Source organism: Microlunatus sp. YIM B11417, assembly GCF_059617205.1.
Window position 1 is genome coordinate 1 of the sequence record NZ_JCAMPJ010000003.1, and the last position, 12,885, is coordinate 12,885.

Annotated in this window: 10 protein-coding genes and 1 rRNA gene; 4 read left to right on the forward strand and 7 right to left on the reverse strand. The window is 67.8% G+C overall.

Translation table 11 applies throughout. From position 1 onward, the window contains the following. A 5S ribosomal RNA gene (rrf, locus tag AC6CCG_RS15200) occupies nt 1–82 on the forward strand; the annotation flags it as partial. 156 nt (nt 83–238) lie between these two features. Here the strand turns inward: rrf and xylB are convergent. From xylB to AC6CCG_RS15230, 6 genes are all read right to left on the reverse strand, one after another. Further along, complete coding sequence (gene xylB / locus AC6CCG_RS15205; protein ID WP_496655414.1) at nt 239–1,645, reverse strand: xylulokinase; 1,407 nt, start codon at nt 1,643–1,645, stop codon at nt 239–241. A 116-nt stretch (nt 1,646–1,761) separates the two neighbouring features. Next, complete coding sequence (locus AC6CCG_RS15210) at nt 1,762–2,586, reverse strand: DeoR/GlpR family DNA-binding transcription regulator (RefSeq protein WP_496655415.1); 825 nt, start codon at nt 2,584–2,586, stop codon at nt 1,762–1,764. A 23-nt stretch (nt 2,587–2,609) separates the two neighbouring features. Continuing rightward, a complete protein-coding gene (locus AC6CCG_RS15215) occupies nt 2,610–3,656 on the reverse strand; it encodes a zinc-dependent alcohol dehydrogenase family protein (RefSeq protein WP_496655416.1) in 1,047 nt (348 codons plus the stop codon). After that, nucleotides 3,656–4,546 (reverse strand): carbohydrate ABC transporter permease, encoded by an 891-nt coding sequence (locus tag AC6CCG_RS15220; RefSeq protein WP_496655417.1) that lies wholly within the window; start codon nt 4,544–4,546, stop codon nt 3,656–3,658. Before AC6CCG_RS15220 ends, AC6CCG_RS15215 begins: the two co-directional genes overlap by 1 nt. Beyond that, the gene (locus AC6CCG_RS15225) at nt 4,546–5,505 is read right to left on the reverse strand and encodes a carbohydrate ABC transporter permease (RefSeq protein ID WP_496655418.1); all 960 of its coding nucleotides are present in this window, start codon (nt 5,503–5,505) and stop codon (nt 4,546–4,548) included. The genes AC6CCG_RS15220 and AC6CCG_RS15225 overlap by 1 nt, the downstream gene beginning before the upstream one ends. A gap of 7 nt (nt 5,506–5,512) precedes the next feature. Further along, nucleotides 5,513–6,820, reverse strand: a complete 1,308-nt coding sequence (locus AC6CCG_RS15230; protein WP_496655419.1) for an ABC transporter substrate-binding protein — start codon at nt 6,818–6,820, stop codon at nt 5,513–5,515. A 245-nt stretch (nt 6,821–7,065) separates the two neighbouring features. Between AC6CCG_RS15230 and AC6CCG_RS15235 the strand changes: the two genes are divergently transcribed. After that, nucleotides 7,066–7,863 carry a DeoR/GlpR family DNA-binding transcription regulator gene (locus tag AC6CCG_RS15235; RefSeq protein WP_496655420.1) on the forward strand — a complete coding sequence of 266 codons (798 nt, stop codon included), beginning with the start codon at nt 7,066–7,068 and terminating at the stop codon, nt 7,861–7,863. A 101-nt stretch (nt 7,864–7,964) separates the two neighbouring features. On the opposite strand, the gene AC6CCG_RS15240 is transcribed toward AC6CCG_RS15235, so the two are convergent. Further along, on the reverse strand, nt 7,965–9,134 hold the full coding sequence (locus AC6CCG_RS15240) for an FAD-dependent monooxygenase (protein ID WP_496655421.1): 1,170 nt from the start codon (nt 9,132–9,134) through the stop codon (nt 7,965–7,967). An 88-nt stretch (nt 9,135–9,222) separates the two neighbouring features. Between AC6CCG_RS15240 and AC6CCG_RS15245 the strand changes: the two genes are divergently transcribed. Both AC6CCG_RS15245 and AC6CCG_RS15250 read left to right on the forward strand, forming a co-directional pair. After that, a complete protein-coding gene (locus AC6CCG_RS15245) occupies nt 9,223–9,930 on the forward strand; it encodes a TetR/AcrR family transcriptional regulator (protein WP_496655422.1) in 708 nt (235 codons plus the stop codon). Between the two features lie 193 nt (nt 9,931–10,123). After that, nucleotides 10,124–12,883, forward strand: a complete 2,760-nt coding sequence (locus AC6CCG_RS15250; protein WP_496655423.1) for a LamG-like jellyroll fold domain-containing protein — start codon at nt 10,124–10,126, stop codon at nt 12,881–12,883. The last annotated feature ends 2 nt before the right edge of the window (nt 12,884–12,885 follow it).

Consider the following 12,885-nt stretch of genomic DNA (forward strand, 5'->3'; position numbering starts at 1 on the left):
CATTCCGAACCCGGAAGTTAAGCCTCACAGCGCCGATGGTACTGCACGGGGAGCCGTGTGGGAGACTAGGACGTCGCCGGTCATACACATTTCAAGGTCGACCCCCAATTTTGCGGGGTCGACCTTGAAATGTTTTTGCGTTCCTTTGGGGAAACGCTCCCTGAGCCTGTCGAAGGGCAAAGCCTGAATGTGGCCTTGCCCTTCGACAAGCTCAGGGAGCGTTCTGGTTTATGGCGTATCAGGCTGCGGTCTGCGGGAAGTTGCGGTGCAGCAGATCCACATAGCGCTCACCGAGTTCGCCGGCCGCTTTGACCTCGGTCGAGTCTGGCTCGTGCTGGCCGAGGACGGGAACCTCCCACTCGGGCCATTCACCGGTCGACGCCCAGGCGGCCTGGCGGGCGGCTCCCACGGCGACGCTCTCGAACGGCTCGGTGAAGGCGATGGGCAGGCCGAACACGGCCGGCGCGATGGCGCGTACCGCGGCCGACTGGGCGGCTCCACCGGTCAGGGTGATCCGGCCGATGTCGCCGGCCTCCCGCCGCAGCACCTCGATCCCGTACGCGAGGCTCCACAGGACGCCCTCGACGGTGGCGCGGGCCAGGTTCGCGGGTGTGAGGTTCTTCAGCGTGAGGCCGAGCAGCTGGCCGGTGGCATCCGGCAGCGGGGGAGTCCGTTCCCCTTCCAGGTAAGGAAGGTAGCTGACTCCCTCGCTTCCGGGCGGCGCGCTCTGGGCGAGCTTGTCGAACTCGGCCAGTTCGACGCCGAGCAGTTCGGCAGTGGCGACCAGGTTGCGGGCGCCGTTCAGCGTGCAGACGAGCGGCAGAAAGGCGCCGGTGGCATCGGCGAACCCAGCGACGGTGCCGGTCTCCTCGTGGGTCTGCCGGTCGGACCGGACGTAGGCGGTGCCACTGGTGCCGAGCGAGACCACGGCCTCGCCAGGGCGGAGACCCAGCCCGAGCGCCGCGGCCATGTTGTCACCGGTGCCGGGCGCGATCACCGCGCCCCAGGGCGTCTCGCCGACCACCTCGTTGGGCGCGGCGACCCGCGGCAACTCCAGGTCCCGTCCCATGGCCATTCGGACCAGGTCCTGCCGGTACTCGTTGCCGGTCGGGTCGAAGTAGAGCGTGCCTGAGGCGTCGCCGCGGTCCGTGACGGGCGCGAAGCTCCGATCACCGAGCTGCCAGGTCAGCCAGTCGTGCGGCAAAACGACGCTGTGGGTGCGAGCAGCGTTGTCCGGCTCGTTACGGGCCAGCCAGCGCACCTTCGACACGGTCATCGACGCCACCGGTACGGAACCGGTGGCCTCGGCCCAGGCGTGCGCCCCGCCGAGCTCGGCGATCAGGTCGACGGCGTCGCCGCCGGACCGGTTGTCGTTCCAGAGCAGGGCATCGCGGACCAGTTCGCCGTCCTCGTCCAGGGTCACCATCCCGTGTTGCTGACCGGCGACGGCGATCGCCTCGACCCCGTCCAGCAGGCCCGGATCCGCGGTGGCTGTTCGGTACGCGTCCAGCCAGGCCTGCGCCGACACTTCGGTGCCGTCCGGATGGGGCGCGCGGGCCGTGCGGACCACGTCGCCGGTGTCGGCATCGCAGACCACGATCTTGACCGATTGGGTGGACGAGTCGACGCCGGCGACGAGTCGCATGTGAGCTCCCGGGCACATAGAGGGATCAGGGGTTCAGCCAGAACGCTCCCTGAGCCTGTCGAAGGGCAGACCACCTGATCTGGCTGGCACTCTCGACAGGCTCAGCGCACGCTACTTCAGGCTCCGACGATAGCGCCCGCGCCCGCGTCGTCGGCGGCCTGGTCGGCCGTCGGACGCGGGGTGATGATCTTGATCCCGGCCTCGCGGTACGGACGCAGGGCCCGCTCGGGTACGGCGCCGGCGACCGCCAGCGCGTCCACTGCCTCCAGCGAGGCGAACCGGACCAGCGCTGTGCTGCCCAACGATTCCGGAGCCGTGAGAGCGACCACCGCGGTCCCGGCCGCCACCTCCGCCTCCGACACCGCCGCGGCGGCCGGCGTCTGCTGAGTCAGCCCGTGATCAGGGTGGAGACCGGCCGGGCAGATCACGCTGACGTCGGTGTGCAGCCGGCGCAGCTCGGTGAGCGCCCAGTCGCCCTCCTGGGCCCGGGTGCGGGCCGAGACCGTACCGCCGAGGTTGTAGACCGACAGCCCGGGGGCACGGGACAGTACCAGCGCGGCGTCCAGCGAGTTCGTGACGATCGTCAGCTCGGTCAGGTCGTCGGCCTCGGTGACGATCAGTTTGGCCAGGGTCAGCGTCGGCTCACCGGTGCCCAGCAGCACGGTGCCGGTCCGCGGCAGCAGGGCCCAGACGTCGGCCGCCCAGTCCAGATCTGCCGGGTCCACCGTGGCCGGCCGGCCGAGCGCGGCGATCGGGTCTGAGTCGGCGGTCACCGCCCCGCCGTGGACCCGGCGCAGCAGCCCGGAACGTTCCATGACGCGCAGGTCCCGCCGGATCGTCTCCGGCGCGACGCCGAGCCGGTCGGCAGCGGTGATCACGTCGATCCTGCCTTCGGCCGCCAGCCATTCGGCCAGCGTGGACTGCCGGTCCTCCGCCCGCATCGGATCGCCCGCCTCGCCCGGACTCACGATACGGCGGCCGGGGCGGGGTCGGTCAGCTCGATCGTCCGGTCCAGCGCCGGCCGCAGCTGCAGCTTCCGTCCGGTGCCGGCGCGGAACGTGTCCAGCGCGGGCCCGTACTCGGTGAGCGGGAAGGCGTGGCTCACCATCGGTGCCGCGTTGAGCACTCCGGCGGCGAACAACTCGACCGCACGCTCGTACGAGTTCAGTACCGCCATCGATCCGACCACGGTGATCTCGTCGTTGTAGACGCGGAACGGCGAGAAGCCGGCCCGGGCGTCCGTCGGCGCGACCCCGAACTGCTGGAAGGTGCCTCCCCGGCGCACCCTCCCGAGTCCGTCCTCGATCGCGCCGACGACCCCCGTACAGTCGATCACCACGTCCCAGCCGCCGGGCCGCTCGACCTGGTCGGCCGCCTCGGCCACTCGCTCGATGCCGACCTCCCGGGCCACCTGCAGCCGGTCCGGGTTGCGGTCGATCACCGTCACCGAGGCGGCTCCGGCTCGCGGCGCCAGTTGGGCCATCATCAACCCCATGGTTCCGGCGCCGTACACGAGATAGTGCTCGCCGAGCCGGCGGGGCAGCAGGTCGTAGCCGTGGATGGCGCAGGACAGCGGTTCGATCAGCGCCGCCAGCTCGAGGTCGACCCCGTCCGGCAGCCGGTAGACGTTGCGCACCGGCGCGACCATGAAGTCGGCCGCTGAGCCGTTGGTCCGGGCGACGCCGGCGCCGTCCCAGCGCTGGCACAGGTTCGGCCGCCCGTTCCGGCAGTACGTGCACTCGCCGCAGGTCAGCGTCGGATCGACCGACACCCGGTCGCCGGGGGAGAACTCGGACACCTCGGAGCCGACCGCGACCACGATGCCGGACGTCTCGTGTCCTGGCGTGATCGGGAAGACCGTCGGTTCGAACTCGCCGTCGAGGACGTGCACGTCGGTCCCGCAGATCCCGACCGCGGACACCTCGACGACGACCTCGCGCGGACCGGGGCTCGGGTCCGGCACCTCGACGAGCTCGAACGCGCCGGGCCCGGTGAAGACGATCGCCCGCATTACTTGACCGCCCCCATCGCCAACCCCCGGACCAGTCGCTTCTGGGCGATCCAGCCGGCCGCGATCACCGGAAGGACGGCGATCGTCGCGGCCGCCGACAGCACCGCCACGAACTGCCCACGGCCGTCGACGAAGCTGCCCAGGAACGGCGGCGTCGTGCGGGCCACCACCGCGGTCAGCAGGTTGGACAGGAAGTACTCGTTCCAGGCGAAGATGAAGCAGATCAGGGCCGCCGCGGCCGCGCCGGGCGCGACGATCGGCAGCGAGATCCGCCACAGTTCCCGGGAGTACGAGGCGCCGTCCACCTGGGCCGCCTCGACGACCGCCCGCGGCACCTCGGCGAAGAAGGACCGCATCATCCAGATCGCCAGCGGCAGGTTGATCCCGAGATAGAGGGCACCGAGCCACCACAGGTTGTCCAGGCCGCCGACGATCCGCAGCAGCAGGAACACCGGGATGATCGACGCGGCGACCGGCATGAACCGGGTGGAGATGAAGAAGAACAGCGCGTCCTGCCACTTCCCGATCGGCCGCACCGACAGGGCGTACGCGGCCGGGATGGCGAGCGCCATCACCACGACAGTGGACAGGATCGAGACCGCCGCGGAGTTGGCCAGATAGAGGCCCATTCCGCGCTCGAACACCTGGCCGTACCGGTCGAAGCTGAAGTCGGCGACGATCTGGGGCGGGAACGCCGCCGCGCCGGCCTCGGACTTGAAGCTGTTCAGCACCATCCAGAGCACCGGGAAGAAGAACAGGAAGACCAGCACCCAGGTGATGCCGGTGACGATCACGCCGCCGACCTTCCGCCGGGTGAACCGGCTGCCGCCGCGCGGGACCGCGGCCCGGGGTTCGGCGGCCTGCGGCGCGGTTGCCGTCGCGGTGGCCATTAGCGTGCCTCCTCGGTGAAGACGCGGAACAGGGTCCGCAGCGCGATCGTGGTGACGATGATCGTCAGGATGACCGTGACGACGCCGTACGCGGCGGCCTCGCCGATCTCCTGGCCGATGAAGGCCCGTTCGTAGAGCAGGTACGGCAGCGTCTTGGTGCCGCCGGTGCCCTTGGTCATGATGTTCACCGGGTCGAACACCTGGATCATCATCACCGTGCCGAGCAGGGTGGCCAGCTCCGCGTACGTCCTCAGGTGCGGCAGCGTCATGTAGCGGAAGGTCTGCAGCGGACCGGCGCCGTCGACGTCGGCCGCCTCCAGCACCTCACCGGACTGGGACTGCAGGCCGGCCAGCAAGATCAACATCATGAACGGCGTGTACTGCCAGGTCAGCGTGAAGATGATCGTCAGCATCGGGAAGTTCGTGTTCCAGGCCACCGGATCGACGCCGAAGAAGGACAGCCCGTAGTTGATCATGCCGGTACCGACGTCCAGCATCGAGTACTTCCAGATCAGCGCGGCCGCGGCCGGCATCACCAGGAACGGTGTGATCAACAGCGTCCGAGCGATCGCCTGCCCCTTGAACTTGCGGTCCAGCAGGACGGCGAAGACCAGGCCGAGGATCAGCGACAGGATCACCGAGCCGCCGACGATCAGCACCGTGGCCAGGGCCGAGGGGAGGAAGGCGCCATTGGCGACGACGGCGATGTAGTTGTCGAAGCCGGCGAAGCCGCGCTGCTCGGGCCGGGCCAGGTTCCAGTCGGCGAACGAGTAGACGATGGTGGCGATGAACGGGACCTGGGTGATCACGATCGCCACGACCAACGCGGGCAGGATCAGCTTGCGCGCGAAGATCCGCTCGGCGAGATCCTGACCGGTCAGTTTGATCTTGACCTTGGCCGGCTTGGCCGGCTTCGGACCGGTCGCGGCCGGGACCCGGTCTGCTGCTGTAGTGGTCATCGCGCCCTCACTGGTTCTTCTGCTTGTCGCCGGCTCGCTGGGCGATCGCCTGGCCGTCCCGGAGCGCGCCGTCGAGGTCGCGCCGGCCGGCGATCACGTCCGCGATCAGCTGCGAGGTCTGGTTCCCGACGTCCTGGAACTCGGGGATCGTCACGTACTGGATGCCGATCCACGGTTGCGGTGCGACGCCCGGCTGCTTCGGGTTGACCTCGCTCATGATCTCCGCGGTGAGTGGGGCGAACTCCTCGCCCGAGGCCACGTAGTCGGGGATCTCGAACGTCGAGGCCCTGGTCCCGGAGGGTACGCGCGGCCAGCCCATCCGCTCGCCGGCGAGCTGGACGTACTCCTTCGACGTGGCCCACTTGACGAACTCCCAGGCCGCCGCCTGCTTCTCCGGATCGTCCTTCACGCTGGCGTTGATGCCGAGGTTCCACGACCACAGCCAGCCGGAGTCCTTGGTCTGTTCGACCGGGGCGCGGACGTAGCCGAACTTGCCCTTGTTCGGTCCCGATTCGAGCGAGCCGGCCGCCGAGGTGGCGTCGTACCACATGGCCGCGTTGCCGCCGCCGACCAGGTTCAGGCATTCGGTGAACCCGTAGGAGACCGGGTCGGCCTCGCCGCCGGCCTTGAGCGTGTCGAGGTAGAACTGGATCGCGTTGCGGAAGCCGGGCGCGTCGACCTGGGCCTGCCAGTTCTCGTCGTACCACTGCCCACCGAACGTGTTCACGATCGTCGTCAGCGGCGCGAACATCTCGCCCCAGCCGGGCTTGCCGCGGAGGCAGATGCCGGCCCGGTCATCGGTCTTGAGCTGCTTGGCGAAGTCGGCCACCTGCTGCCAGGTCGGACGCTCCGGCATCTCCAGCCCGGCCTGCTCGAACAGATCCTTGCGGTACATGAGGAAGGAGGACTCGCCGTAGAACGGCATCGCGTAGTACCGGTCCTGATAGGAGACGCCGTCCAGCACCGGGGTGAAGATGTCGTCGACGTCGTAGCTCGGGTCCTGCTTCGCCTGATCGGTCAGGTCGACCAGCCAGCCGTTCTGACCCCAGATCGGCACCTCGTAGAGGCCGACCGTCATCACGTCGTACTGCCCGCCCTCGGTGGCGACGTCCTTGGTCGCGGCGTTGCGAAGATCGTTCTCCTCCATCATCAAGGTGTTGATCTTGATGTTGGGATGGGCCTTCTCGAACTCGGGGATGAGCTGGGCCAGGTCCTGCATCTGCGGGTTGTTGACGCTGGCGAAGGTCACCGTCGTCACGCCCGGTTGATTGCCGATGTTGCCGAAGCCGGCACAGCCGGTCACCGTCAGGCCCAAAAGGCTCAAACTCAGCCCCGCGAGTTGCACCGGTGCTGTGCGCCTGGCTCTGGAGCGCTTGGTCGTGGTCATCGAAGGCCGGCCTCCCTGCCGCTTGATCGCCGTGGCCAGCCTCCGCATTCGGCTGCCCGTTTGTGACCATAACCCATCAAAGCGTGCCCGGTCCAGACCGAAATGGACCTGTAGTGGTACAAATGGTGCCCGAATGTGTGTTGAAACGATCCGTTCGTGTTTGAATGGGCGTCGTGGGCAGCGCTGACACCTTGCCGATGTATCCGCCGCAGCGGCAGCAGGCGATCGCGGAGTTCCTGCTGACCGTGCCGGGACGGGACGTGAGCGTCGCCGAGATCGGTCGCCGGCTGGGGGTCGCCGCCGAGACCGTACGCAGGGATCTGGAGGTGCTGGCCCGGCGCGGAACGGTGCGCCGGGTGCGCGGGGGCGCTCGGCTGGTCGACTCGACGCCGTTCGAGCAGGCCCTGGCGGCGCGGCACGCGGAGCAGCGGGCGGAGAAGCTCGCGATCGCCGACCGGGTCGCCGAGGAGTTGCCGGCCGACGGCGTGATCATGCTCGACTCGGGCTCGCTGACGTTCAGCTGTGCGCAGGCCATGGCGCGGGACGGTGGCGCGGCGGTGGTCACCAACAACCTGCCGGCGGCGCAGTATCTGGCTCAAGCCACGACGCTGACCGTGCTCACGCTGCCCGGGTTGATCCGCGGCCTGACCTCGGCGGCGGTGGACGCCGCGACCAGCCGGCGGTTGGAGAGCCTTGCCGTCGACGTCGCGATCATCGGTGTCAACGGCCTGACGGCCGCTCGCGGGCTGACCACGACCAATCCCGAGGAGGCTGCGGTGAAGCGGGCCATGCTGCTGTCGGCCCGGCGGCGGATCGTGCCGGTGATCTCCGGCAAGGTCGGCCGGGACTCCTTCTGCGCCTTCGGTACGTTGAGCGAGGTCGACCTGATCATCACCGACTCGGGCGCCGATCGCGAGCTGCTGGCCGAGCTGACCGCCGCGGGTCCGGAAGTGATCATCGTCGAGCCGTGATCCCCGGATCGTCCACGTGCCCTGAGCCTGTCGAAGGGCCAGGGCTGATGTGGCTGCCCTTCGACTGGCTCGGCGAGCGTTGGTGGCTCAGGGCGGCATGATCAGTCTGGATACCGCGGCAGCTCGATGTCGTTGGCGTAGTCGTCGGTCAGCTTCATCATCAGGCCGAGCAGGAACCTGTTGGCGAACGTCAGGTCGCGCAACCTGATCTTGAGGTTCGAGGTCGGCGCCAGGAACGGCCCGGCGTTGCCCTTCCGGGCGATCTTCGCGTAGCGATACATGATCGACGTGTAGCGGTCGAAGGCCACCCGATGATCACCCTTGGCCGAGGCCAGCTCGCCTGCCAGCACGTAGCCGCCGACGAGCGCCAGCCCGGTGCCGAAGCCGCCGAGGGTGTTCGCGTAGGCCGCGTCGCCGACCAGGGCGAACCGCCCGGTGGTGTAGCGGTCGGTGACCACCTTGCTGATCGAGTCGAGGTAGAAGTCCTGCTGGTCGGGCAGGGCGGCCAGCAGTCGTGGGGTGCGCCAGCCGGCGCCGCGGAATGCGTCGGTGAGAATTCCCTTCTGGGCCAGGACATTCGAGCGATCGTAGTCGAGCAGGGGAGAGGCGAACACGTACAGTTGGGGAGCCTTCGACCCGCCGTCGGTGATCATGCGTCCTGGCTCGTTGTACATCGCACCGACCGAGCGGCCCGGCTCCGCGCCGCCGGCCCGGATGGGTGAGCCGCCGACCACCGCGTAGTAGTAGCCGAGGTGCCGGACGTAGTCGCGCTCAGAGCCGAAGGCGAGTCGGCGGACACCGGAGTGGACGCCGTCGGCGCCGATCACGAGGTCGTACCGCTCCGCGTCGTGGTGGGCGAACGTCGCCTCGACGCCGTCCGCGGTCTCGGTCAGTGCGGTCAGGTGATCACCGAACAGGTAGCGGCAGGAGTCCTGGGTGCGCTCGTGCAGCAGTGTGGCCAGGTCGCCACGCAGGATCTCCACGTCGCCGCCGGAGAACTCGCCCGGGATCACCGCCTTGACCCGATCATGATCATCGACGAGCTGAAGATCGGTCCGCCCGGTCTGGCGATCATGAATCGCGTCCCACAGATCCATCCGCTCCAGCACGATGCGATGCGTGGTCCCCTTGAAGTCCACCGCCTGCCCGCCACCGCGCAGCTCCGGCGCGCGCTCGACGATCGTGACGTCGTAGCCGTAACGGGCCAGCCACCACGCCGTCGCCGGCCCGGCGATGCTGGCACCCGAGATCAGAACCTTGCGAACGGACATCCGTACCCCCTGAGCATTAATTGTGTCCAATGGACACAGAAACCGTATGGTAGACACTGGGCCGGGTCAAGCCAGTAGGGGAGGTGTGATGGATCACCGCGAGGCGTTCGCCCTGCTGTGGCCCGAGGAGCAGCGGCCCAAGCGCGGGCCGAAGCCGCGGATCAGCCTGGATCAGATCATCGAGACCGCGATCGGGCTGGCTGACGCCGACGGCCTCGATGCCGTGACGATGCAGCGAATTGCCGACCGGCTCGGCGTCACGAAGATGTCCCTCTACCGCTACGCGCCCGGGAAGGATGAACTGTTCGCCCTGATGCTCGACCGCGGACTCGGTGTCCCTCCCGAGATCGGCGACGAACTGGACTGGCGAGCCGGCCTACAAGCCTGGGCACTCGCCCTGCACGCCGAGATGATTCGCCACCCGTGGACCCTGACGCTCTCGGTCGGCATCCGCCCCTTCGGCCCGAACGAACTCGCCTGGACCGAAGCCGGCCTGCGCGCCCTCCGTACGACCTCCCTTGGCGGAGCCGCTCGCCTGGACGCCATCGCAATGATCGTCTGGCACGTGCGCGGAGCCGTCCAGCAGGCGGTGGGGGACCCCTCCGTCGATGTGGAAACGGGAGTCGCCCAGCTGATGGCCGGTGTCCTGACCAAGCACGCCGACCGCTACCCGGAAACCGCCGCCGCCTTCACCGCTGCGGCAACCTCCGGAGGCCAGAACGAAGCCCTCGTCTTCGGCCTCGACCGCCTCCTCGACGGGCTCGCGCACCACGCCGAACCGCAAGATCATCAGTGATCAGGTTCCATGATCGTTTGGCTGTGGGGCTGCAGTCCAATCATATAACGGAAAGATAACGATCCGTACGTTTCAGGGTTTTCCTTTCGATCCCGGCTGAAAGTTATGCCACTCAGCGGCGACGGGGCTGCTTCATCTGCGGGTCGGAGGCGTGCGGGTGTTTACTCGGGGTTGTCATTTTTCGGTTTTCCTGGTGTTGGTGTGCCTGATTGCTACGGCCGCGGTGACGCCTGCGTACGCGGATCCGGACGGGCGTCCGCCGGACGGCGGGTCGGACTTTCAGGACGTTCCTCCTGAATCGGGAGAGCTGACCGAGGCACAAGCCATGGCCAAGGCGATGGCGGAGAATCGACCGGTCGAGGTGTCTTCGCTGACCACCGAGACGCAGCGGGTCGTCGCCGATCCTGAATCAGGGAATCTGCTGGCAGAGATCTCCGCGATTCCGGTCCGAGTCGAGCGCGCCGGACGCTGGGAGCCGCTCGACACTAGGTTGGTCAGCGGTGGAGACGGCAAAGTGGTCGCTGCGGCCACCACGGTCGACACCGTTGTCGATCATGGCTCCCGGCCGTTCATCACCGTCCGCGATGGCACGCGATCGATGAGCCTGAGCTGGCGGGAGGAACTCCCCGAGCCGAAGCTGGACGGCAATCTGGCAATCTGGCCGGAGGTCGCGCCGGGAATTGATCTTGCCGTTCAGGTCACTCCGACCGGAGCCCGACAGTTCCTCGTCGTCCGAACCCCCGCTGCGGCGACGGATCCGCTTCTATCGGAGCTACGTCTCGGATTCGACGCCGAGGGACTGGTTGTATCGGAGCGTAACGGCGGGCTGGTCGCCGAGTCCTCTGACGGGGCAGCCGTGTTCTCCTCGTCCCAGCTACGGATGTGGGAGTCGCCTGTCACCGACGAGGGCACTGCGGCCGAGACCTCAGCGGCCGCGATTCGGCTGCCGGAGCAGCAAGGGTCCCGGTCGAGCGTGGTCGGTCTTCGGGTCACCGATGACCAGTTGGTGCTGACGCCGGACCAGGCCTTCCTGTCCGATCCCACGACGCGCTTCCCGGTCGTCATCGACCCTGCGATCTCTCGCGAACGATCGGCATGGTCGATGGTCTGGTCGGACGGACAGGAATTCTGGGACGACGGTTCGGAGCACGCTCGGGTCGGATACGACGGCTGGGAGGGCGACAAGAAGTCCAGAGTCTTCTATCGTTTCGACGCCTCGGCGTTCCGAAATACCACCATTCTCAGCGCGACGCTGTCACACAAACAGATCCATTCGGCTCGGGGCTGTGGTGTGAACACGGATGTGCCGGGCGTTGAGGCGTGGTACACGGGTGGGATCTCCTCGTCGACGACCTGGACGAATCAACCCGAATGGCGATCGAAGCTGGACACCAGTTACGTCGCGCACGGCAATAGCACGCAGTGCCCGGGATTCACGCCGACCGAATGGAACGTGAAGAACGGTGCGCAGATCGTCGCTGACGAAGGGTGGACGACCTACACGATCGGGCTCAGATCGGCCAACGAGTCCGAGAAACTCGGTTGGCGCCAGTTCGACAACGACGGCACGTATCCGTTCATCTCGGTCACGTTCAACCGTGCGCCCAACCCGCCGTCGACGCCATCGGCGCTGGAGTGGGTCGACTATGCGGGAACGAAGTACGTTTCCGACTCGACACCGACGCTGCGGACGTCGGTGTCGGACCCCGATGGCGACCGGCTCGACGTTCGTTTCACGGTCGATCCCGCGGCGACCGGATCGGCCTCGTTCACCCTCGACGCCGACGGCGTTCCCAGCGGGCAGGTCGCCCAGGCAGCGGTGCCCTCAGGACGACTTGCCCACGGTAACCGCTACCTGATCTCGGCTCGTTCCTACGACAGCCGGGTCTGGTCACCCACTAGCCCCACGGCCGATTTCTGGGTGGACACCGATGCTCCGACACCACCGACCGTGACGACTCCGGCCACGAACCCCAAGGTCGGCGATCCGATGTCGTTCACGATCACCGGGACGATCAGGGACTCGGCCTACTACGTCTGGGGACTGAACACCGACACCCCGTCCCAACGAGCCGAGCCGTCGACGTTGGGTGGCGTGGCCACCGTCGGCGGCATCGTCGTGCCCCAGTTCGGACCAAACTTCATCACCGCGTACGCCGTTGATCGGGCCGGCAACCGGAGCACGACCAGTCGCACCGTCTTCAAGGTCGACGGAACTCTTCCGTCGCACCGGTTCCGCCTGGACGGCAACGGCACTGACACCAGAACCGACACCGCACCGGACGGCATCTGGTCGGCCGATCTGACCGTTCCCGCGGGCACGTCGTTCACCGAAGGACGGTTCTATCGCAACCCGCAGGGCGGGATCCTCGACTGCACGGACAAGGCGTTGGGGGTGGCGCCGACCAGCGGGGTTCGGAACCTCACCTCGAGCGCCGATCCCGGCGACACCTCGAAGCAGTACGCGATCTCCGCCTGGGTCAAGCCCACCGGCCTGGCCGCGGTGGAGACCGGCTCGGGGTTCGAAGCGGCAGCAGTGTCGACCTTCACCGGAAGTGCGTCGGCGTTCATGATCGGCTACCGGAAGACGACTGCCGACGGAACAGCGAACTGGTTTCTCACCCTCGACGACGACGGCGCCTACGGCGGTCGATCGTTCATGAACACCACGGTCCCCGTGGCGGTCAACGCCTGGACGCATTTGACCGCGGTGTGGAATCCCACGACGAAGTCAGCAGCGCTCTATGTCAACGGCCAGCTAGCCGTACAACGCAACCTGACGACCGGAGTGTTCAACTCCGATCGACTGATGGTCGGCGGAGCCCCGAGCGGTGGCTTCGGGACCGTCGGTTGGCAGGGCGTGATCGACGAGGTGCTGCTCTATCAAGGCGTTCTCGACGCCAATCAGGTTGAAGCGATCAGTCAAGCGGGCCGGCCCAGCACCGGATGCTGAAA